This is a genomic window from Chitinibacter sp. SCUT-21 (assembly GCA_041874755.1).
Lineage (GTDB): Bacteria > Pseudomonadota > Gammaproteobacteria > Burkholderiales > Chitinibacteraceae > Chitinibacter.
Genome location: CP102611.1, coordinates 2304694 through 2327884 on the forward strand (window position 1 = coordinate 2304694; position 23191 = coordinate 2327884).

The window sequence follows — 23191 nt, forward strand, 5'->3', positions numbered from 1 at the left end:
CAGCTTCCCTTACGGATAATGGGCCGAAACACTTGAAGGAGAACGATGATGCGAATTTCATCGATCAAGGTGGCTTTGACCGCCTTTGTTTTATCGCTACTCACCGGTGCCGTATTTGCCGCCGATATTGGTGTTTCAGTCCGGATTGGCGACCCGAATTTTTACGGGCAAATTGAGTTAGGTGATCGCTATCGTCCGCGTGTCATTTACGAGCAACCGATTATTGTTCATCGCGCCCGCTATGCCTATCCGCCGATGTATTTGCGTGTACCTCCTGGTCATGCCAAGCATTGGAATCGGCATTGTGATCGCTATGGGGCTTGTGCGAGGCCGGTCTATTTTGTACAAGATCGATGGTATTACGACACGTATCGCCGCCACGATAAAAAATGGCGTAAATACGATGACGATGATTATCGACCACGCCGTCGCCATCACCATGATGATGACGATTAAGCGGCAATCACCAGATGGTTATCCCACTTTTGTTGGGTATAGCCATCTAGCGCTTTAAGCGTCTGATCTTGTGGTTGATACTGGTAGATGCCCCCATTCTCACTGCTAATCCATGCTGTATTGTTGTGGCTAGCAATTCCCGCTGGACGAGGAAGTGAAAGGGTGGGCAAGGGCGCGCCATCACTGCGCCAACGCCCCAGTTGATTACCGCGCAGCGCAGTGATTAAAAACTCATTGCCGACAGCGGCAATACTCGCCCCATAGCCCATCAAGCCTTCGCTTTGCGCCGCCACTGTTAGCCGGCCTGATTGCGGGTTTAATAGCGCTAATAATGGCGCATCACGATGCTGCTTGGCGTTGGGGTACTCCGCCTGCATGGCGATTCCGAGCGTGCCGTCGGCTGCTAAGGCTAAATGGCGCAAGCTCAGTGCTTTATCGCTCAAACTAAATTGGTCAATTACCTTGCCCGAAGGCCATTCAAGCAAGGTGATACTAGCGCTCATCGCGCCCAGATTCAATTTGGTACGGCCTGTTTCGGGTAAAGTTAAAATACCACCGTTGGCAACGGCTAGTATCTTGCCCGGGCTTAGCCATAGCAATTCATGTGGGCCAATACCACCGGATGGTATTTCGCCCAAGCGCTTTAAACTCACTGCATCATAAATCCCGATCAGCCCTGCGCTGGTGTCATCATTATTCTCAGTGGTCAATAGCGTTGAGCCATCGGGCGTGAGTAAGCCATGACCAAAGAAATGCCGATCAAACGCAGCGTCAACCATCTGAAGCACTTCGCCGCGCTGCCAATTGATCCGTGCCAACCAGAGGCCCAGCCGCCGGCTCACGACGATGGCCTCACCATTTGGTAATGGCAAAATCGCATGGCCACGGCTGGGTAGCATGACCCGTTTACCACCTAGCGCACCAAAGCTCGGAGCGCTGATGCTGCCCTCGTTTGCCCAATCGGCACTTAATAAAGTCGGCGTGCTGTTAGCGGCCAAGGCTGGAGGATTGAGGAGTGATAATGCAGTTATTTGCAGCGAACTGCGCAGAAAATCGCGGCGATTGAGCATGACTTAATCCCCATCGCCCTCAGTAAAACCTAAACTCAGGTCTAGTTTTTCAGCAATTTCGTCTTGCAGGCGTTTTTTAAGCTGCACGATGGCTTTATTGCAGTTCATGCGCGCTTTGCTGCTGGCTTTGTCTAATGCGTCAGGTAGCTTGCCACATTCATTTTGCGCCGCACTAATGTCGCTTTGCATCTTTTGGGCCAGTGCCTTGCTGCCTGACTCGTTGAGTTGACGATTTACGCCTTGCATCGCCGTGGCAAAACCGCTGAGTTGCGCAAGTAGCTGTGCTTTAGCGCTATTGCTGCGCCATTCAGCAAATTGCTCGGCGTTGACTGTCTCGGCCGTCGGCATACGTTTGGCAAGACCGGTCAAGCTGGCTAGCATCAGGTTCACGTGCTCAGAAAACATATTCTGGCGAAAGAATGGGTTTTCTGCGCCCAGCTCTTCGCGATAAATCCGCCAGCCATCATCTAGGGTATGCGTTTCTAACGCAATTGCCTTGCTGGTTTTGACGAGATACTCGCAGCGAGTTGGATTTTTTAGCGTGGCTAAAATGGTTTTGGGCTGCGCATCGCCCCACAGCAAGTATTCCGCAGCGGCTAAACCTTGCGTAGCGACATTGCTCGCGCCGCCATTGATCGCAGCTTCGAGTTCAGCTACGCGCACTGGGCGAAAATCAATTTTGCGGCCCAGCCGCGCTAAAACCATCGGCCCAGCTGGTGCGCCATCGAGTGCGCGCCATGCGGTGCTGGTTGCCTGCCAAGCGCTGCGCGCTTGATTCAGTTTGGCATTATCGGGCGCAGCGCACAGCGCCGCGCTGCTGCTGGCCAATTGATCAGCCGCTTGGGTTAGCGCTTGCTGGCGCGGCAAATAACCTTGATCCAGCCAAGCTTGCGCCCACGCAGGATCAGGCACAGGGCCATCGGATTCACCTTCAGTTTGCGCCATGACTTGTGCACTAAGCAGTGCAGAGATGAGTAAAACGATTTGACGTTGTTTCATGGCATGCCCTTAAAGCGAATTTAAGAAGGTCAACAGGTTTTCCCTATCTGCCGCGTTCAGTTTTAGCACATATTGCTTGCTCGCTTCAGCTTCGCCGCCGTGCCAGAGCACTGCTTCCATTAAATTGCGCGCCCGACCATCGTGCAAAAAGCGCGTGTGCCCGTTCACAGTATGTACCAGCCCCAGGCCCCATAGTGGCGGCGTTTTCCATTGGCGACCATTGGCGCGGCCATCTGGTCGACCATCGGCCAAGCCTTCGCCCATATCGTGCAGCAATAAATCGGTATAAGGGTAAATCGTTTGCTTGGCGAGCTGTGGAATCGCTTTAAATTCACCCGTTTTATAGCTTGGCGTATGGCAGCTAACGCAGTTGGCGTCTTTAAAAATCTGTTTGCCGCGCAGCGTGGCTGGGCTGTCGGCGTCGCGGCGGGTGGGTACGGCCAGCGTTTGTGAATACAAAATCACTTGTTTCAGCGTTTTGTCGTCAATCTCCGGTTTACCGCCGCTAGGCGATTTTTTACAGTCTTTTTGCGCCGGCATGCAGTCTTCTTTCGGATTAACGCTCGATGTAATGCCAATATCGCCCAAGAAAGCCCCCGCGCTTTGGTGGCCAATCGATGCGACATTGGCTTTCCAGCCAAAGCGGCCGATCAGCTCTTTTTTGGCAAAGGCGTCGTACACGTAGTTGGGCACGCCTGCGATGCCTTTGTTGTCGGCCTTTTGTTTGGCCGCATTGGCAAGGATGTCGGTCTCGGGTATCGCCTCTAGTAGCCCTAGCCCAATCATCTGCGGAGCAATACGGGGGGAGAGCATCACGTCTTTATGCATAGGCCCGTAGGCTAGATCGGTGATGTGGTACTGAGGTTTGAGCAATTCGTACTTGGTGCCATCGGCAAACTGCCCCGCGATCGGCTCGTACTTAATCTGCACTTTGCCCTCGGGCTTCACATTGGGAATGGCGCGATTATTCAGTTGCCCACCGTAGACTGGATCAGGCTTTTGGCCGGGAATCGACAGGCGAATCAGCAAGGCCATTGGTTGATCTTGCTGGATGCCATTTTTAAAGTCGGGCGGTGCGCCGCGACCATCGAGTGTATGGCAAGCACCGCACGATTGGGCGACAAAGTGCGGGCCTAGGCCATCGCGCGCCTTGGTCGACGATGGTGCTTCTACCCAAGCCTTTTTAAAGAAAGAATTGCCGACGACAAAATCGGTTTTTTGCTGATCGGAGAGGCCGGGGTAGGGCAAGGAGAAAGCATTTTTGCCATGATCGTCGATGGTGCCCACTTCTCCGCCCGGTGTTTCCTCGGCCGGGTCAAACGCGGCGAGCTGCGCAGCGCCTTCAACGGCAAGCACCGAGCCTGCGAGCAAACAGGTGATAAGGGTGAGTTTGGTTTTCATCTTGTTTCCCTAATAATGACAAAACCCCAGCCCGAGGGCTGAGGTTTGGCGTGTCTATTTTTGTGGCTTAAGCGCTGGTATTCAGGCGCTTAATGCCCAGCTCTTTGGCTGCATTGACTAGATTTTTAGTTTGATTTTTCAGCGATTCAACCACCGCTTGCACGCGTTTGCGTCCCGGCGCGTCTTTTTTGCCGACGATTTCGCGATCAAACGGCGCTTGGATCGCTTCGGCTGCTTGCACACTCGTGGCCATATCGCGGCTGACCGCATCCGCTACGTCGGTGTTTTTCTGCGCGACCAAGGCTTTCAAGCTCGCGCCTTCGATCACTTCGCCCGAACGGCGAACAAAGCGACCTTCCCAGACGTTTTGAATGCCTTTGGCGTTGGCGACGATGTCGCGGTGCGTGTTATCCGAGAAGCATGAATGCTCGTCTTCTTGGTTTTGCGTATCCAGCGCCACTTCAATGCGCTCGCCCGCCAACTCACCACGGCTTAAAGTGCCTAGGCTGGTAAAGATTTTCTTAATGCTGTCGTTGCCGCCTTGTTCAAACTGGGCGCGGAAGTTCTTTTGATTGGGCTGCCATTCTTTTTCCACGCTGGCCAAGTCGTCGATCAGCATTTGCGTGACCAATTTCAGGTATTCGCCACGGCGTTTGGCGTTTGGCGCGGTGATGTAATCGGTAAATGGGCGCTGGCCAGCGCTATCGCGGCTCAAGTCTTGGCCCCACAGCAAAAACTCAATCGCATGCCAGCCGGTGGCGATATTTTCTTCGCCGCCGCGCTCGTTCAAGCTACGCAGTTTTGCTTCGGTAATTGGTGTTTTGCTATTGATAATGCCGGCTTTGGCCTTGCCTTTCACGCTGTCGATATACGCTTCGTCGAGTGGCCAAGCGTTGATAAAACCTTCCGGGCCGGTTTCCGAGTCGATCGGGCCACCATAAAAGCGGAAAGCTTCGGTCTGGCCATACCATTCGCGCGCTTCTAGCCACGCGGCTTGTGCGGCTTTTTGCGTGTCGGCAGATGGGTTGGCAAGAAAAGCGTCGATCTTGGCTTGCATCTCGCGCGCACTGCTCAAGCTATCTTGGTAGCCGGCTGCGACTTGAATCGCGTATTGATTAATCACGCTTTGGGTTGTGACTTCAGCTGCGCTAACTGCACTCGCCCACAACACCCCCGCGCTTACCAATGCCAAGCACAATTTTTTCATGACCACGACCATTCTTCGGAAAATTAGTTCCGGTATCCTAGCGCGATTTTTTTCTAAATGCAAATTGTTATCAATAGCAATTTGAGCGCTTGCGCATAATCAATGGGTATTGCTTTGTGGATATTACTTGATAATCTTTTACGGTGAATACCCTAGGTGAGTTGCTGGTCGCAACTCACCTAGGTCTTAGGCTACTTGCTGTTGCTCAAGTAGAGAGAAGGCGTTGTTGAGCAGTACTTCTTCATTAAATGGTTTCACCAGATAGCACGACACCCCAGATAATGTCGCCTGACGACGATGTTTTTCGGTTGAGCGTGAGGTGATCATAATGATAGGAATATGCTGCAAATGCGCTTGTGAGCGGAAATAGGCGGCCAATTCAAGACCATTCATCCTTGGCATTTCCATATCAACCAGCACAATATCAGGCAGCCAATTTTCCAACTGCTCAATTGCATCAAGGCCATCGAGCGCTGGGCGCACTTCAAAGCCTGCGTCGCGCATTACTTGCGTGGTGGCTCGTCGCGCCGAGATTGAATCGTCGACGACTAGCGCACGCGGTAATTGCAACTGACTCTCTTGCGCCGCTGCGCCTTGCAGCGCATTAAGGGCGATCAGCTCGTTATCGAGCAATTCACGCAAATCAACAACCGATGCCACGCCGCCGTCACCCAAAATCGTCGCGCCCAGCACGCCCGGAATACGCGGTACAAATTGGCCCAGATCTTTCACCACAATATCGCGCGAGTCGATCACGCGCTGTACTTGCACCGCTTTTAATGCGCCCGAATCAAGCTGCAATACAATCGCCGGCAGGCCCGATTTGCTGGCTGAAACCGGCGCAGCTGGCAAGCCAAATATCGACTCCAGCTCCAGTAATGGGATTTTATGCTCTGCAATTTGAATATAGCGCTGCTCGTCTTCGACCAGCACTTCGCTGCTTTCAAAGTAGGCCAAGTCCAAAATGCCGCTGCTGGAAATCGCAATACGCTGTTGCTGCGATTCAACCAGCAGTGCATGGCTTGCGACGAGCGAAACAGGGAAGCGCATTTCAATTTGCAAGCCTGTCGCTTGTTCGCTGTGCAAAATCAAATTGCCTTTTAAGGCGTTGACGGTAGAGAGCACGATGTCCATACCGATGCCGCGCCCAGACACTTGGCTGGCTTCGTCGCGGATCGAAAAACCATGGCGCAGAATCAGGCGTGCGGTTTCGTTATGGCTTAATGTGGTATCGGGCGTAATGATGCCGATTCGTTCTGCTTTGCGGCGAATAGCGGGTAAATCCAAGCCCGCGCCATCGTCTTTACAGCGTACAACAATCGAATTGCCTTCACGCGCAAACGATAGCGCGATTTGCCCTTGCTCTGCCTTGCCTTTGGCCGCTCGGAGTTCAGGGGCTTCAATGCCGTGGTCAATCGCATTGCGCAGTACATGCATCAACGGATCGATGATGGTATTGAGCAAATGGCTGTCGACCAAAGTAGTTTCACCTTGCAGCGAGAGTGCCACTTCTTTATCGAGCAAGCGTGCGGTTTGGCGTGCGGCGCGTTGTAGGCGCGCCTCGATGGTGCTGACTGGCACCATGCGGGTGCGCATCACGACTTCTTGGTTATTCACTTGCAAGCGGTGCTGTGCTTCGATCGCTTCGCCCAAGCGTTGATACAGCCCCTCTGTTTCCAAGGCCAGCTCGCGCGAGTCGGTGGTGGCCTCGGTCAGGCGACGTGAAATCGAATGCAGCTCGTTATAGCTTTCAAATTCAAGACTATCGAAATCTTGATGAGACGCCGCGCTCGTCTGACCCAAACTGCGCGCTTCGATGCGCTGCTCTAGCTCGCCAACCAGATGCTGTACGGTTTGATTTTGCGCGCGCATGCGTTGATTGACGGTGACTGATTGCGCTAATAGCTCACGCATTTGCGCGACCGAGACGATAGACTCCCCCAAAAGATTGAGCATTTCATCGACCAGGCGTGCAGGAATGCGCACCATCGCCTCAATCTGCTCCGTCTGTTCGGGCTGAGCAGGTGGTGTAGGGCTGTGAGGTATTGGTTGTGGACTATTTTCAATTGGCGCTTGGGCGGCAATACCCTCGGTGTCGATGTGATTGGCGCAATCGAGAATTCGCTGAAATAGTGCCAGGCTATCGCTTGGGGTGGGTCCAGCGCCCATCAGTGCTTCGGCCATGCTTTCGAGGCAATCGCCCGCTTCGGTCAGCAGATTGGCCGTGGGGGCGTCTGGCATTTGGGCCGCTTCCGATAAGGCAATCAGAATGTCTTCCAAATGATGCGTTAAATTCGCCACGCCCGCGATGCCCACAGTATTGGCTGCGCCTTTGAGTGTATGGGCGGCACGTTTGGCGATATCCAAATCGGCGAGCGTACCTCGGCCAGAAACAACTTTTTGCATCGCTTGGGCAAACGCGCCGGCTTGGATGGGTAATTCTTGTAGCAAACCTTCCATTAGCTCAGCGCTGATATCATCGGGTACGGCCAGTGATACATCCGCTGGGGCGGCGATTTTTTGGCGCTCAGGCCAATCGCTAGGCGCACTAGTGCTAATGGTTTGCGCCAGCAGCGCGCTGCGCAGCACTTCCAATTCCGCTTCACGCGTGTCGCCCAGCAATAACAAGATGCCCATTAGTGCATCCACGCACGCTTCGTCGTGCGGCGCGGTGCAGTATTGGCTGAGCCAAGGCGCAAGCTCAACTAAGCCGATACCGTAATCGGCAAGCCAGTTGGGCGCGGCAATGTCGCGCACGCAGCTTTGGATGGCTTGCAAATAGTTAGCCAAAGGATGCATGCCAATGGCTGCGCAAGCTTGTTCTAAACGCTCGAGCAATTCACACAGATCGTCTGCCGAATCTGAGTTTTGGCCCAGAATTTCATTCATTTGCTCTGCGATCAGAGCCAGCTCGTCGTGCAAGATGGCGAGCATTTCGCTATTGACCGATGCGGCGGCTTGCGCGTCGTTGATGGGCTCTGGCAGGGTGATTTCTTCGTCGACTACTGTATTTGCAGCAGGGGCCGCCTTATCCGCAGTGAGCGGAGCGGACAGAAAAAGCGCATCAATGCGCTGCAAGAGCGCATTCAGATCGTCCTCGGCAATCATGCTGGCATCGAGCAAGAGCAAAGGTAATTGCTCAGTGAGTACCGCGCGAGGTAATCCCTCGCAGGCATGGATGGACTGCAATAAATAGCGACTAACTGTGTCGAGCACGGTGTTGTGCTGGGTTTGTGCCGCGATCGAGACGGCGAGCAATGAATCGCATAGCGCAGTGCTGGACCAGTCGCTATTGAGTAGCAAGCCAATATCATCGAGCATGCTCAATACATCTAGCTCTTCAAGCTCGATCAATGCTGCGCTGGCCTCGAGCTCGGCTAAATCATTAAGCCATTGCTCACTACTTGGGCTTTCGTGCTGTGGCGCGGTGCTGGCATTCAAATTGAGTAATTGGCTGCTGATCACCGAGTCTTGCGTGAGCCAATCAGCAAAAATCGTCAGATCTTCGCCAGCTAAGGGGGCGCTCCAGGCGGCATCGCTCATTAACTCGAGCAATTGCTGCGCATGTGCTTGGCTCGGCTCGATGGCAAAGTTTGCGACCACGAGCGCGAGTTCCGCAGGTGGAGTGAACGCTGCGGAGTCGGCCGCGGATTGTTTGATTTGTTCGGCCAGCATATTACAGCTGCTCCAGAGACCTGCCTGATCCGCTTGTTCGGCGAAGATGGCCAGCTCATGCAGTGCGGCAATCGCAATCTGGAGCGAGGCTTGTCCTTGCTCGGTAGATTGAGCAGATTGGCAGTGGTCGATGGCCGTGGCAAGTGCTGTTAACGGCGCAGCAGATGATTCAGCGAGCACAGGTTACCCTTTGTATGACGAAGATGGAGAATCAATGGCAGTAGCTGGCGGGTGCGACGCACCCGCTCAGCTGATTAGCCTGGTAGTTTGAATACACGAACGGCGGAAAGAAGACCGCGGGCATACTCCACCAGACTATGCGTCTGAATAGCCTGATCTTTAAGCTTTACAGCCGTATACTGCGTGGATGCATTAATAGCTTCCGCACGAGTGACCAAGTCGCGATTCACTCGTACTTGCGCTTCGGATGCGGCTGCAATTTGCTGTACGGCTTTTACCAGTTGAGCCGTGTTTTGCTCAGTCACTTCCATCTGCTGACCAGCTTGCTCAGCCAGACGTGAGCCGTGAACGACCTGCTCAATCGCTTGATTCATCGCGCTCACCGTTTCTGCGGTATCGGCCTGAATATTGTGTACCAGCGATGAAATCTGTTGCGTGGCTTGGCGCGCATTTTCAGCCAGACGCTGTACCTCGTCGGCAACCACCGCGAAGCCACGACCTGCTTCACCGGCTGAAGCGGCGTGCATCGACGCGTTCAAGGCCAGAATATGCGTCCGTTCCGAGATCGAGTTAATCAAGTTCACGGCCAGTGAAATCTCTTGCGAGCGCTCACCCAGACGCTTAATGCGTTTTTCCGTTTCACGGATCGTTTCGCGGGTGTTGTTAATCCCGTTTACCGTGGTGTTTACCGTTTCCATCGCCTGACGCGTGGTTTTCATCGCATGCTCGGCCGATTGGTTGGCGCTGCGTGCAACGGCGGCAATCTTGGTCATTGAGTCGGCGGCGACGGTCAGTGCTTTGGCGGTTTTTTCGACTTCTTCACTTTCTTTGGCCGAGATTTCTACAATCTCATCACTGTGCTCTTTCACCAATAGCGATGCTTGCGTCACGTCGGCAGACAGATCGGATACGCGCTGCAATACTTTGGCGGTTTCAGATGACAGCAAGTTCAAGGCGTCGGCAACTGGGCCAGTTACGTCTTCGGTGACCGGTACTTTGTGCGTCAAATCTTTACGCGCCAAAACGGCTACGGCTTGCAGTAGGTTCAATACCGCGTCATTCAGTTTTTCATTTTCATCGACAATCGCTTGCTGAACGGCATTACGCTCGTCAATCATGCGGTCAAACGAGCGGCCTAGCTCGCCCAATTCGTCGAGTTGTTGCATGTCGGCGCGTACATCTTCGCCGCTAGCGAGTGCTTCAACGGTGTTGTGCAAATGCTCGACCGGCTGGCGAATGCCTTTGGCAATCACGCTCACCAAGGTCGCTAGCAAGATTGCGATGGCCAGCAAGACGATGGTAAATACTGTCGCAGAAATGTTTTTCAGCGTTTCACTGAATGATTTCTCGGCCTCGACCGCTGCAAGAGCCACTTTATCGAGCTCGGCAATCACCGTTTCGGGTTTGTCGGTGGCCTTATTGGCTTCTTTTTCGGCTTGACGTGCCGCCAGATAAGCATCGGCGTAGGCATCAAAGGCGAGGTTGTATTGCACAAATAAAGTGCTAATTGCGTCTTTATTTGGGATATTTGAGCGACTTAGAATTGCGCTAAATTTGGCGCGTTCAGCGACGTGTTGCTCACGATACTGATTATCTTCACGTTGAATAAAGTCTTTTTCATGACGACGCAGATTCAGTTTGGAAATCTCCAATTCAGCTGCGTTATTGCCAATTTGATCTTCAAGCTCACGAATGGCTTGGCGCATGACCTTGTGCAGGCCAGTGTCCTCATTAAAACCCGCTTCTTGTAGTTTGCGAGCGGATACGTCGAATTTTTCTTTGTACTGCTTAATCGCCTGCGCCATTTCACGCGCTTTATCGGTACTGGCTTGATCGGGTGACAAAGCAATCATGCTTTCGATAGCTTGCAATAGCTTGGCCACTTGCTCGTTATGCTGTTTTAAATAACGGGCTTTGTCGGTTTTAAAGGGTAGATAAAAGTTTTTCTCATCACGACGAACTTGTACGTAGTTAACGTCAGTTTCTTTGAGTGTCAGCTCAAACTGATTCATCTTGTCCGTACGATTTTCGGCGTATAAGTCCAAGGCAAAGGTCAGTACGTAAATTAAACCGAGCAAGGCAAAACCGCCGGTAATCACGCGCGAAAGCGTTTGGGTACGCCATGCAACCGAACGCTGCCCTAGTGCTTCTTCAAGCCGAAGCACTAAGCTTTGATACAAATTCATAATGGTGTCCTTTATTTGCTGGGGGCCTGCCGAGCGGCCAAATCACGAAATAGCGGTAAAAAATCAATTTCGAGCCAGTATTGCTGTTGCTGCTGCCAGATATTGCGCAGGTGCGGTTTGAGTATTTCGGGTACTGGAGCATCGGGCACAAGTACTAAATTGCTGAGTGCTTGCGGATAGCTCTGTACTAGCATCCCCACGGCACCGGGGTGTTGGCCCAGCATAAGTAGCTGTCCATCTTCCTGGCTTTGGCCGCCGATCAGCACGCCAAAGTCAAACACCGGGAGTAGGGCTCCGCGCACATTACTCACCCCACGTAGCGCCGATGGCGCTAATAGGACGCGTGTGATCGTCTGATCATGAAGTAGCTCAGCGGATAAACCTTGAGGGAGTAGCAAGTGCACGCCACCCGCAATCACGCCGTAAGCGCGTGATGCGCTGGGCGTGACTGAGGCTGTGAGCTTGGCTTGAATGGTGGCGTCCATTGGCGATTACGCGAGCGCTTTAAGCTGGTCGATTAATTGATCGGCCGAGTAAGGCTTAACCACATAGCCTTTTGCGCCCTGCATCTGCCCCCAAACGCGGTCGGCTTTTTGGCCTTTGCTGGTGACAAACACAATTGGAATATCTTTGGTTGATGGCTCTTCGCTGAGCAAGCGGCAAGCTTCGTAGCCGTCCATATCGGGCATAACGATGTCGAGGAAAATAATGTTTGGCTTATCGGCTTTGGCCTTTTTAACCGCTTCGCTACCGGTTGAGGCGGTCGATACAAAACAGCCTACATCGGTCAGGATGGTGCGCAAATTGGTCAAATCAGCTGGAGAGTCGTCAACGACGAGTACTTTTTTCATGGGTATTCCTTGGGGTAAAGGTGGACTGGTTTAAATGGGTTGAGCCGTTGGCATTAGCGGTAGATCACTAATGGCGTTTTGCGGCAGATATTTGTGCACGACTTCTTTAAAAAGCGTGCTATCAACAGGTTTGGTCAGATAAGTGCTGCAGCCGGCGAGCGTGCCGCGCACGCGATCAAACGGCGAGCTTTTACTCGTTAGCATGATGATTGGCGTGCTCTTGGTGCTGCGTTGTTTGCGAATCGTGCGACAAACTTGATAGCCATCGACATTGGGTAGGACCACATCGAGAAAAATCATGTCGTAGAACTGTTTTGCGGCAAGCTCCATCCCTAGCTCACCGGTTTCAGCGCAATCGACCACGCCCCCCAGCAGTTTCAAAAACAGCTCTAGCTGTTTGCGTACGGTTGGGCTGTCGTCGACGATTAAAGCGCGAAATGATTGACGGCTGGCTTGGCTGGAAAGCACTTGGCTGATCAAGTGGTTGTTATTTGAATCACGCTCTTGCAACTCCGCCGCGCCAATTCGTGCTAGCTCGGGCGTAAAGTTGTGCGCGGTAATCGTGACGGTTTCAAGCAGTTTCAATAGTGCACTGGGCAACATGGGGCGCTTTAAATGGAACCCTTGCTCGCTCGGGGTACGCGAGGCATAAATAACGGGCGAGTGATGCAGCTGTGCGAGCCGACGATGAATATCGAGCGCCGAGTCAGACTCGGCATTGACGATGTAAATGTCGGGTGTTTGCTGGAGATCATTCAGCACATGATAAGCACGTGGACGATTCGCGGTGAGTGCACAAATGCTTTTCACAAGGCGAATTTCAGGCTCGCTTAGGCCAATTAAGGTTATTGCAAAGGATCTGCGCTGGTTCATGGTGTTAGTCTGCTTTTGCAGCGCGCACGCACTCCACCCCGTTACCCAGAAAATAAGATCTGGCGGGACTACATTTTTTTGGGCCGCACAAAGCCAGCCTACGATAGGCGCGATTGCCAATCAGGAGGAGGGAAGTGTGATCCAGTAAAATAGCTTGAATTGATTAAGTTCTGATAATCAGTACTTTAGCTTGTGGTGTTCGGCGAGCTGCATGTAGGTTTGCGTACGTATAGTTATGTTATGTAATTATTATTACATACTAATAATTGGCAAAAATTAGCCGCTTGTCGGTGAGGTTGAACTTGATAATTACGTAATCAAACTACCAAAATGATTACGTCATATTTCGACCGTAATTACGTTATGCGAATGAAATGCGAAACAATGCAATGTTTGAAATGATCAATGTACAGGAAAACCCTAGTATTTTTGACAAAAATTCAGTCGTTCTTTCTTGGATGTTTTTGGGGGCTGTCTGCACTTTAAAGGTGTGATCTTGCTCACACTCTGTGCGGCGGGGGTGTTAAGTAAGGCGCGTATGGGGGATGAACGGTTGCTGCAGTGCGGCCAGGAAGGTAATCCAAGCCCGCATCAGTGTGATTTTGCGTACTAGCTAAGACGTATTGCGTCTTAGCCGAGGGCGCGCAATATTACAGATTTAACTGCATAAATGCAAATTACTCTCAGTTGTATTGATTGAGATGTTTGGCCCGCATTGAGGGGTATTGTTATGCGGGCTATCGGATATTGGGTATTTGACACTATACCTGCTAGCCTTTTACCGGCGACATAATCTCGCTGGCGTTCAAAGTACTGGCGCGACGCTGAATTTCGGGTAGGTATTGCTGCTGCAGATTTTTGGCGGGGCCCAAGGTGTCTTGGAACGATTGCTTCAGTAATGCGGCGCTCATCGTGCGGCCACCAGCGTAATAGCGTTTGGCCACTTGGCCGAGCGCATACGTTGACGCGAACGAGAACGCGATGCCTGTTGCCGCGCCGCCGAGGGTTTTGCCCCATTTGCCACCGACTTTGCCAAACAGCCCGCCGACCAGTTGGCGACCAAATTGCTCCAGATATTGCGAGGTAAGGCCGACGCCAACGGTGGACAAGAATTCGCGGATATGGCCTTGATCCAGTTCGTAGCCGTAGCGCTGGCCAATGTTGTAAACCAATTTAATTTGCAGCGGAATAATCGCGACCGACGCCCAAGTTTGCGGCAAGAGTTCGAGCGCGCCGTTCAAAATCGACGCTTTCAAAATTTGGCTATCCAGCGCCGCTTCGTCAACGCGGGCCTGCGGCGCAGCGTTTGGCGCTGGAATAGGTGCTGGAGTAGCTGCAGGGTAGGCGCTGTACGCGGCTTGCGCCAGATGATCGGCCTGCGTTTCAAATTCGCTGGTTTGTGCGCTGCCAAGCTGGAGCGCACTTTTGAGTTGCGCCAAAAATTCGCGCTCCGCTGCGCTGGTGCTGCCGTCGGCATCGCACACGCACACCGCCATTTCATAAGCAAATTGGCGCTCGGCTGGGTCTTGTAGCTGCTGGCACACTTGCGGCAAATTCACGCGCTTAAACAGCACATCTTGATACAGACGCGATAAATCCATGCTGGTGCTGGCACCGAGCGATTGCGCTAGGCCACGAATATGCTCGCGTTCGGTTTCGTCGTTATTGCCATCGGCAAATGCGGCCATCATGGCAATCGTCAGAATGGCTTGTTGTTGCTGAGCTTGCATGAAAAACCCTCTTTGCTAAGAAATGGTGACGATGTCTTGCTAGACCCATGTCAGCGCAGAGGGTTCCCGGGCTGGTAGTTTTTACTTATACAGGCTGGCTTCGCCTTCGGGGCGGGTTTTGAAGCGGCGGTGCAGCCAATAATATTGCGTTGGGTGCTCGATGGCGATTTCTTCGATAAAGCGATTCATTCGATCGGTATCGGCTTGTAAGTCGCCGCTCGGGTAGTTCTCCCACACCGGGTAATAACGCGAGACAAATTCGCCTTTGCCAACGGTGGTAATCACTGGTATCACCACCGCGTTGGTCATTTCAGCCAGCTTGCCGAGCATTGGGATCGTTGCCGCTGGAACGCCAAAAAACGGCGAGAAAATCGATTGCTGCGGGCCCATATCTTGATCGGGCAGGTAGTAAAACGGCATTTTCGATTTGAGCGTGCGCACAATCGGGCGGATGCCGTCGGTGCGTTTGATCAGCACTGGGTCGTTAAAACGCGAACGGATTTGCAGGCTGATTTCATGGAAAACACCGCGCTGCTCGGCGTACATGCTCGCGCCTTTGTGGTCCATCGTGTACGCAACGCCACCAAAATCTAAGCCGAGAAAATGCGGCACCAACATGATAATCGCTTTGTCCTGCTGCGCGGTGAAGTGCTCCATACCCTCTACGCGTATCAGCTTACGAAGTCGATTAGGGTTGGCGTGTAGCAAGATACTGTAGCCCAGCATCACGCTAGTCATATCAATAAAATGCTGGCGTAGCACTTGGCGGCGCTGCGCTTCAGACCAAGCGGGGAAACACAGCTCCAGATTGCGCAGGCCAATTTTGCGGCGGCGTTTTACCAACACAAATAGCAATGAGCCGATGGGAATCGCGATCCATTGCATAACGCGAAACGGTAGCCAGTGCAGCAGCCAGAGCAGGGCGGTGACGAGTTTAAGCTTCATGCTGCGTCTCCTGCATTGCTGTCTGATGGCGTTGAATCGGGTGGCAACGGCGCACCCGCTGGATGTTTATAGCGGCTATAGCTCCAGAAATATTGCTCGGGAATTTGGCGCACCAAATCTTCGATGTTTTGGTTCATCAGCGCTGCGTCGTGCTCGGCATCGCCAGTAAATTCGCCGACAAAGGGCTGGACATGAAAACGATAGCCGCGGCCAATGCCGAGGCGCTCGGTGTAGCAGGGCAGCACAATAGCGTTGCTGGCTTTGGCCATTTTAGCGAGCAAGCCCATGGTGTACGCCGGTTTGCCAAAAAACGGTACCCACGTGCCTTCACCGCCGCCTGGTACTTGGTCGGGCAGCAGGTAGGCGACACCGCCTTGCTTTAGTGTTTTGAGTAAGACGCGAACGCCCGAGGCGTTCGCCGGCGCAGGCTCAGCGCCGCCGCGCGAGCGCGAGTAAATCATCAGCGGCTCAAGATAAGCTTGCTTGGGTGGTCGGTATAGCGGTGCAAGCTTTTTCGGTATTAGCCCAGCGACACATACCCCGGTCATTTCTAGCGCGCCTAGATGTGGGGACATAAAAATAATCGGGCGCTCGCTCGCCAGCGCCGCTTCAACGTGTTCCCAGCCGCGCTTTTCTTTGACCAAGGTCAGCAGTTCATCAATTGGTCTCATCCAGTGCGGTAAAAATTCTAATGCTGCAACACCGTGCGCAGGAATACTTGACTTGATTAATCGGTTATAATCAGAGCTATTTTTTGCGATCGCACTTTGTTTTAGATTGGTTCGTAGCACGCGGCGGTGACGGGCGGAGCCCCACCAGACCAACCAGCCAACGATCCAGCCTAGCGCTTGCAGCAAGGGCAGTGGCAGTCGAGCAACTAATTTTGAGAGCGTCAGCAGCATATATTTATGTGGTGTTGGGTAATCTAAATTTTGAAAAACCGTCGCGAGCGACGAAAAGACGAGGAAGGCTTGTCGCGATAACCGAGATAGTATGAGTTATACATCGAGGTTTGAGCGAGAAACGGACGAAGTATTTTCGTTGCTCAGCAGGTTTGTGCCGATTGTAGCTGCGATTGGCCCATTAGGGGTCATGTAACCGAGGGTAATACAGCAATGAAAGATTTTTTATTTACATCTGAGTCGGTATCAGAAGGCCATCCAGATAAAGTAGCCGACCAAATTTCCGACGCGATTTTGGACGCCATCTTGGCGCAAGACAAAACCGCGCGCGTGGCGGCTGAAACGCTGGTGAACACCGGTCTGGTGGTTTTGGCGGGTGAAATTACCACTAGCGCCAATATCGACTACATCCAAATTGCTCGCGATACCATTAAGCGCATTGGCTACGACCATTCTGACATTGGTTTTGATTACAAAACCTGCGCGGTGTTGGTGGCTTATGACAAGCAATCACCGGATATCGCGCAAGGCGTCAACGAAGGCCAAGGTCTGGATCTGGACATGGGTGCCGGCGACCAAGGCTTGATGTTCGGCTATGCCTGCGATGAAACGCCGCAGCTGATGCCAGCATCGATTTACTACGCACACCGCTTGGTACAACGCCAAGCCGAGTTGCGCAAAGACGGCCGCCTGCCATGGTTGCGCCCAGATGCCAAATCACAGGTGACGCTGCGTTACGACGGTGAAACCGGTAAGGTCAAAGAAGTTGACACGATTGTGCTGTCGACTCAGCACCACCCAGATGTATCGCACGCGCAATTGTCAGAAGCAGTCATTGAGCACGTGATCAAGCCAGTATTGCCACCAGAGTGGATTACTGAAAACACCAAATTCTTGGTGAACCCAACGGGTCGTTTCGTTATCGGTGGCCCAATGGGCGATTGCGGTCTGACTGGCCGTAAAATCATCGTCGATACATACGGTGGTGCGGCACCACACGGCGGCGGCGCATTCTCGGGTAAGGATCCATCGAAAGTGGATCGCTCGGCAGCTTACGCAATGCGTTATGTGGCGAAAAACATTGTTGCGGCAGGCATCGCGAAACAATGTTTGGTGCAAGTGTCGTACGCGATTGGCGTGGCGCAACCGGTATCGATCATGGTCGATACTTGGGATACTGGCGTAATTCCAAACGATCAAATCGTTGAATTGATTAAAGCGAACTTCGATCTGCGTCCAAAAGGCATTATCCAGATGCTCGATCTGCAGCGTCCGGTGTACAGCCGCACTGCAGCGTACGGCCACTTCGGTCGTGAAGAACCTGATTTCTCTTGGGAGCGTACAGATAAGGTTGAGCAGCTTAAAGCTGCTGCCGGCCTGTAATCTCGCACCAGCCAACAAGCCGCCTTCGGGCGGCTTTTTTACGCCTTTTTGTATAGGAACGAGATTCAGATCAAGTTCATTGACCAGTCCATGTGCTGTAATAAGGCCATAAATAAATGAAGGAGAACAGCATGAGCATAGTCACTCGACTCGCATCCCCGCCCGAATACCGCAAATTGGCGTCGTGGTTTAAAGAGGCCGGTAAGGCCGAGCCCACACTTGCGGATATGGTTTTGCTCGCCGAAGAGGCCGAAAGTTTGTGCGGCGCTTTGCGGGTCGTGATGGCGCGCGGCCTGATTCGCATCGATAGCGTGATTGCGCGCGATGATGAAGTCTTGGCGATGCTGCTGCAGCAATCGGCACGCTGGGTTGGCCGTGAAAAATGCTGGGTCTTGGCATCGAATGCCGCTCTGCCAGTGTATTTGGCTGCAGGCTTTGTTCAGCAAGAGATTGCTGAAGATACCCTGAGGCAAGAGGCCGAAGTAAAAGGCATGCATGTTTTGGCGCGCGAAGCTGAATCACAGGCTGACGCCACCGAAGAGATCGCACAAGCGGCCAGCGGCGGCTCAGCGTTGGCGGCAGACTAGCCGATTTGCCTAACCGTTAATCGGTATTTTCACGGTAAGCTGGGCAGCCAGCTGCGCTTTTTTGCGCTAGAATTGCGGCTTACCGAGGGGCGCTGCAGCCGCTGGTCTTATCCAGACCATGCGTGTCAGGCTCGGTTCTATCCAATTCCAACGGCGCTCACCTATCGTAAACCCTGCCGGGTTCGATGACCGTCGCGCAGCTAATCGCATGCTGTCGACTTAAGGTGAGCATCGACCCGGCCACATGGAGCATTATCGTGGCCGAATTTAAAGACTATCACGTAGCCGATATTAGCCTTGCCGCCTGGGGCCGCAAAGAGCTGAGCATTGCCGAAACTGAAATGCCGGGCCTGATGTCTGTGCGCGACCAATTTGGCGCACAGCAGCCATTGAAAGGCGCGCGCATTGCCGGTTCATTGCACATGACGATCCAAACCGGCGTTTTGATCGAAGCGCTGAAAGCTTTGGGCGCTGATGTACGTTGGGTATCGTGCAATATTTTCTCGACGCAAGATCACGCAGCTGCGGCGATTGCTGCGGCGGGCACGCCAGTATTCGCGTACAAAGGCGAATCGCTGGAAGAATACTGGGAATTCACGCACCGTATTTTTGACTTCGGTAACGGCGAATTTGCCAATATGATTTTGGACGACGGCGGTGATGCAACGCTGTTGCTGCATTTGGGCGCGCGCGCTGAAAGCGATCTGAGCCTGGTTGCCAATCCTACCAACGAAGAAGAAACCGTACTGTACGCAGCGATCAAAGCGCAAATCGCCAAAGATCCAACCTGGTACTCAACACGCCTGAAACACATCATCGGTGTAACCGAAGAAACCACCACCGGCGTACACCGTCTGTACCAAATGCACGAGCAAGGCAAGCTGGCTTTCCCTGCGATCAACGTGAACGATTCGGTTACTAAATCAAAATTCGACAACCTATACGGCTGCCGCGAATCATTGGTTGACGGTATCAAGCGCGCGACTGACGTGATGATCGCCGGTAAAGTGGCGGTGGTCTTGGGCTACGGCGACGTGGGCAAGGGTTGTGCGCAATCATTGCGCGGCCTGGGTGCTACGGTTTGGGTTACAGAAATTGACCCAATCTGCGCGCTGCAAGCGGCAATGGAAGGCTACCGCGTCGTTCGCATGGACGAAATCGCTGGCGAAGCTGATATTTTCGTTACGACCACCGGCAACGTTGGCGTGATTACGCACGATCATATGAAAGCGATGCGTCACAACGCGATCGTTTGTAATATCGGCCACTTCGACTCTGAAATCGAAGTCGCGAGCCTGCGCCAATACAATTGGGACAATATCAAGCCACAAGTTGACCACATCGAATTCCCAGACGGCAAACGCATCATCTTGTTGGCCGAAGGCCGCTTGGTGAACTTGGGTTGCGCAACGGGTCACCCATCATTCGTGATGTCAAACTCGTTTGCTAACCAAGTTTTGGCGCAAATCGAGTTGTTCACTAAACGTGAGCAATATCCAGTCGGCGTTTACGTGCTGCCAAAACACTTGGATGAAATGGTAGCGCGTCTGCACTTGCAAAAAATCGGCGCGAAGTTGACGGTATTGTCGGCCGAGCAAGCTGCCTACATCGGCGTGCCAGTGGAAGGCCCTTACAAGCCAGCTCACTACCGCTATTAATTGCTAGGGTTGTGATAAAAAAACGCCCCTTGTGGGCGTTTTTTGCATTTTGGCGCCTTGGCGACCAAACTGTATTTCTGTCGAAATTGAAGTGAAGCATGATGAGTAGCGAATACCAGCCAATTGCTTGCGCCGCTTATGATTATCTAGAAATCGCTTGTATGCACCATGAGCCGGTTCGTATTGAATTGCACGACGGCTCGCAAATCGAAGCGACAGCCAGCAATGTGCGTGTCAGCGAACATGTTGAGTATTTTGATGTGCTGTGCGCAGGGCAAGCCCAATCAATTCGCTTGGATATGATTGCCGCGATAAGCTCATTGGCGCAGCCGCCGCGATTTCAAACCGTTCAAATTAGCCCACCACCTGATTCTTTAGATTGAGGAAGACGTATGAGCACAGATTCTCGCCGTGATTTTCTAAAAGCTAGCTTGGCCAGTGGTTTTGCCCTGGCCGTAAAGCCTGTTGCTGCCAGCACGATTGTGACGGATGGCGAAGGCCTGAATGCGGGGATGGTGATGATTGGCGATATGCCTGCGTATCGTGCGCAACCGAATAATGCGCAAGGCACTTTGCCAACAGTGATTGTGATTCAGGAAATCTTTGGGGTGCATGAGCATATTCAAGACTTGTGTCGCCGTCTGGCCAAGGCGGGCTATTTGGCGATTGCGCCTGAGTTGTTCTTCCGACAAGGCGATCCGCGCTCGTACGCGGAAGTGAACGATTTGATTAAAGAGCTGGTGAGTAAAATACCCGATGCGCAGGTGATGAGTGATTTGGACGCGACCGCGGCATGGGCCGCTAACAATGGCGGCGATGCACAACGACTGGCGGTTACCGGTTTTTGCTGGGGAGGGCGCATTACTTGGCTTTATGCCGCGCACAACGCTAATTTAAAGGCTGGCGTCGCATGGTATGGCCGATTAATGGGGCAAACGTCGGAATTAACGCCAAAACACCCCATTGATGTGGCGAAACAGCTGAAAGCGCCGGTGTTGGGTTTGTATGCGGGTCAAGATAAAGGCATTAGCTTGGAGTCGGTCGAAAAAATGAAGGCTGCTTTAAGATTGCAGCAACAGCCCTATGGGATGTCGGTCTATGAAGAGGCAACTCATGGTTTTAATGCCGATTACCGCTCAAGTTATCACGCCGCCGCAGCGCAAGACGGCTGGCGCAGTATGTTGCGTTGGTTTCAGCGATTCGGGGTGTGATTTTTTCTAGGGTATATGTCTCTGGGTATTTACTGTAAATCTGTTTGTCGATATACCCGTGATAGATCTTGATTCGCAATGACTGATTTCGGTGCTTAGCCTAGGTTGCAAAAACGCGCACTGAAGCGCAAATAGGGGCGGCTCAAGCACTTGATTGGAAATTAAAATTGACAGGCGGGCTATTAGCCTATATAGTTCGCCCCTCTGTCGCGGGATGGAGCAGTTGGCAGCTCGTCGGGCTCATAACCCGAAGGTCACAGGTTCGAGTCCTGTTCCCGCAACCAGACAAATTCCTCAAAAATCGCTTCGATGTGCAACTTAGTCGCTGTGACAATGTGTGACGCAGCAAGCGGTTTTTCTCAGTAGCAATACTGATCGCCAAGTACAGACGCGGGATGGAGCAGTTGGCAGCTCGTCGGGCTCATAACCCGAAGGTCACAGGTTCGAGTCCTGTTCCCGCAACCAAAACCGCCAGTTTCCAATCATTTTCTTGTGACGTTGATGATTAAAACTGGGAATTTATTGGATGCGTCGACCAATAAATAGCAAACAGACGCGGGATGGAGCAGTTGGCAGCTCGTCGGGCTCATAACCCGAAGGTCATAGGTTCGAGTCCTATTCCCGCAACCAAAAATGAAAAAACCTAGGTCTCAAGCCTAGGTTTTTTTTCGTCCAGAATTTGCCAAAAACGTCACAAACTCGATTTGTGACGTTTTCTGTGCCAAATCTGTGACAAGCACCGTGACGAAATAGGCCATTTTTGACCTTAACCCACCTGTGACGTTTTTTACGTCGCACAGCACATTTGCGCTGTTTGAATATCACTCGAAAATGCTTCTCTGGGATGTAAAAGCACTTTATCTACTTTCGATATTTAGCCGTCTCGGCTCAGATGACTTTGATGGCGGAGCTACAGGAGCGGCTTCAGGGAGCTCATTGGCGGATCAGACAGAAGACCCCTCTACCAGCCTCTCTGGGTGGCTTTTACGGTCTGTTGTCAGGTGTGTTTCTCTACTCCGCCGAGATGGCTTAACTCCACCTGTTGTTACACCGCTTTGTTTGCATAAATACTGGCTGATGCAAGCATCCCATTTCCATCGCTTCAACTTTATGTGGATGGATCGCCATTCAGTTTACAATGGTGCGATCAATCGATAGAGCGCACGCATGATTTACTTCTTTACTGGCGCAGGCATGGCTGCTGATTCGGGTTTGCCAACATTTCGTGCGAGTGATGGCCTGTGGGAAAAGCACGATATCAATTTGGTCTGCAATTTCGATCGCTATCGCCTCGACACGAATGTCCGTGAGCTAACGCGTGAATTCTACAATGCTCGGAAACTTCAATACGGCGATGCACAACCGCACGCTGGTTACGCTGCAATTGCACAATTGCAGCGGAAAACACCAGTCACGGTCATCACCACCAATATTGATTTGCTCCATGAAAAAGCGGGAACTCAAGACGTCATCCACCTGCATGGGCAGGTGGATCAAATGTCCTGTGCCGCCTGTTTGCATTACTGGCACATTGGCGATGAGGCATTCCAACAAGATGATTGCCCCGCCTGCGGTAGTGGCATCACTAAACCGGGCATTGTCTTTTTTGGTGAGCCAGCGCCTCAATATGAAACCCTCTACCAAATTGCCAACGATTTAACTGAGAATGATATTTTTGTCGTCGTTGGTACTAGCCTGAATGTTGTCGACCCGATTCATCTAATCCGCTCGATGCAACGACTCCCGCGCATCGTGATGATCGACCCCAATATTCCCAATTCTGCACGTCAATATGGGGCGGAGTGTATTGCTGCACCAGCGCTACAGGGGGTTTGTGACTGGATAGCCTCTTTGGATGCCAATCAAGATTGATTGGG

General features: G+C 52.5%; 19 protein-coding genes, 3 tRNA genes and 1 riboswitch. Of the genes, 10 read left to right on the forward strand and 12 right to left on the reverse strand.

Annotated elements, in window-relative coordinates; all coding sequences use genetic code 11:
- Nucleotides 1-45: 45 nt before the first annotated feature.
- Nucleotides 46-456, forward strand: coding sequence for a hypothetical protein (locus tag NT239_10755; protein ID XGA70258.1), 411 nt, complete (start codon nucleotides 46-48; stop codon nucleotides 454-456).
- Here NT239_10755 and NT239_10760 read toward each other — a convergent pair.
- From NT239_10760 to NT239_10815, 12 genes are all read right to left on the reverse strand, one after another.
- Nucleotides 453-1526: a DUF1513 domain-containing protein gene (locus tag NT239_10760; GenBank protein XGA70259.1), complete on the reverse strand. Its 1074-nt coding sequence runs from the start codon at nucleotides 1524-1526 to the stop codon at nucleotides 453-455. The two genes, NT239_10755 and NT239_10760, sit on opposite strands and share 4 nt — an antisense overlap.
- Nucleotides 1527-1529: 3 nt before the next feature.
- Nucleotides 1530-2525 carry a hypothetical protein gene (locus NT239_10765; protein ID XGA70260.1) on the reverse strand — a complete coding sequence of 332 codons (996 nt, stop codon included), beginning with the start codon at nucleotides 2523-2525 and terminating at the stop codon, nucleotides 1530-1532.
- A 9-nt stretch (nucleotides 2526-2534) separates the two neighbouring features.
- A complete protein-coding gene (locus NT239_10770; GenBank protein XGA70261.1) occupies nucleotides 2535-3926 on the reverse strand; it encodes a c-type cytochrome in 1392 nt (463 codons plus the stop codon).
- Nucleotides 3927-3993: 67 nt separating this feature from the next.
- Nucleotides 3994-5133: an iron-regulated protein gene (locus tag NT239_10775; GenBank protein XGA70262.1), complete on the reverse strand. Its 1140-nt coding sequence runs from the start codon at nucleotides 5131-5133 to the stop codon at nucleotides 3994-3996.
- A gap of 186 nt (nucleotides 5134-5319) precedes the next feature.
- Nucleotides 5320-8988 carry a response regulator gene (locus NT239_10780; GenBank protein XGA70263.1) on the reverse strand — a complete coding sequence of 1223 codons (3669 nt, stop codon included), beginning with the start codon at nucleotides 8986-8988 and terminating at the stop codon, nucleotides 5320-5322.
- A 74-nt stretch (nucleotides 8989-9062) separates the two neighbouring features.
- Nucleotides 9063-11174, reverse strand: coding sequence for a methyl-accepting chemotaxis protein (locus NT239_10785; protein XGA70264.1), 2112 nt, complete (start codon nucleotides 11172-11174; stop codon nucleotides 9063-9065).
- 11 nt (nucleotides 11175-11185) lie between these two features.
- Nucleotides 11186-11659, reverse strand: coding sequence for a chemotaxis protein CheW (locus tag NT239_10790; GenBank protein XGA70265.1), 474 nt, complete (start codon nucleotides 11657-11659; stop codon nucleotides 11186-11188).
- 6 nt (nucleotides 11660-11665) lie between these two features.
- Entirely contained in the window at nucleotides 11666-12025 is a 360-nt protein-coding gene (locus NT239_10795; GenBank protein XGA70266.1) for a response regulator, read from the reverse strand.
- 30 nt (nucleotides 12026-12055) lie between these two features.
- The gene (locus NT239_10800) at nucleotides 12056-12898 is read right to left on the reverse strand and encodes a response regulator (protein XGA70267.1); all 843 of its coding nucleotides are present in this window, start codon (nucleotides 12896-12898) and stop codon (nucleotides 12056-12058) included.
- Nucleotides 12899-13668: 770 nt separating this feature from the next.
- Nucleotides 13669-14628 (reverse strand): DUF533 domain-containing protein, encoded by a 960-nt coding sequence (locus NT239_10805; GenBank protein XGA70268.1) that lies wholly within the window; start codon nucleotides 14626-14628, stop codon nucleotides 13669-13671.
- 81 nt (nucleotides 14629-14709) lie between these two features.
- Nucleotides 14710-15573 (reverse strand): lipid A biosynthesis lauroyl acyltransferase, encoded by an 864-nt coding sequence (locus tag NT239_10810; protein XGA70269.1) that lies wholly within the window; start codon nucleotides 15571-15573, stop codon nucleotides 14710-14712.
- Nucleotides 15570-16475, reverse strand: a complete 906-nt coding sequence (locus NT239_10815) for a lysophospholipid acyltransferase family protein (protein ID XGA70270.1) — start codon at nucleotides 16473-16475, stop codon at nucleotides 15570-15572. Before NT239_10815 ends, NT239_10810 begins: the two co-directional genes overlap by 4 nt.
- 213 nt (nucleotides 16476-16688) lie before the next feature.
- On the opposite strand from NT239_10815, the gene metK reads away from it, so the two are divergent.
- From metK to NT239_10860, 9 genes are all read left to right on the forward strand, one after another.
- Nucleotides 16689-17858, forward strand: a complete 1170-nt coding sequence (gene metK, locus NT239_10820) for a methionine adenosyltransferase (protein XGA70271.1) — start codon at nucleotides 16689-16691, stop codon at nucleotides 17856-17858.
- A gap of 131 nt (nucleotides 17859-17989) precedes the next feature.
- Nucleotides 17990-18445 (forward strand): hypothetical protein, encoded by a 456-nt coding sequence (locus NT239_10825; protein ID XGA70272.1) that lies wholly within the window; start codon nucleotides 17990-17992, stop codon nucleotides 18443-18445.
- A gap of 78 nt (nucleotides 18446-18523) precedes the next feature.
- Nucleotides 18524-18611, forward strand: a riboswitch (S-adenosyl-L-homocysteine riboswitch).
- A gap of 91 nt (nucleotides 18612-18702) precedes the next feature.
- Complete coding sequence (gene ahcY / locus NT239_10830) at nucleotides 18703-20103, forward strand: adenosylhomocysteinase (protein XGA72801.1); 1401 nt, start codon at nucleotides 18703-18705, stop codon at nucleotides 20101-20103.
- 98 nt (nucleotides 20104-20201) lie between these two features.
- A complete protein-coding gene (locus NT239_10835; protein ID XGA70273.1) occupies nucleotides 20202-20486 on the forward strand; it encodes a Rho-binding antiterminator in 285 nt (94 codons plus the stop codon).
- 9 nt (nucleotides 20487-20495) lie between these two features.
- Nucleotides 20496-21314: a dienelactone hydrolase family protein gene (locus NT239_10840; GenBank protein ID XGA70274.1), complete on the forward strand. Its 819-nt coding sequence runs from the start codon at nucleotides 20496-20498 to the stop codon at nucleotides 21312-21314.
- A gap of 208 nt (nucleotides 21315-21522) precedes the next feature.
- Nucleotides 21523-21598 (forward strand) — tRNA-Met (locus NT239_10845).
- 105 nt (nucleotides 21599-21703) lie between these two features.
- Nucleotides 21704-21779, forward strand: a tRNA-Met gene (locus tag NT239_10850).
- Between the two features lie 89 nt (nucleotides 21780-21868).
- A tRNA-Met gene (locus NT239_10855) sits at nucleotides 21869-21944 on the forward strand.
- 537 nt (nucleotides 21945-22481) lie between these two features.
- Entirely contained in the window at nucleotides 22482-23186 is a 705-nt protein-coding gene (locus tag NT239_10860) for a hypothetical protein (GenBank protein ID XGA70275.1), read from the forward strand.
- The last annotated feature ends 5 nt before the right edge of the window (nucleotides 23187-23191 follow it).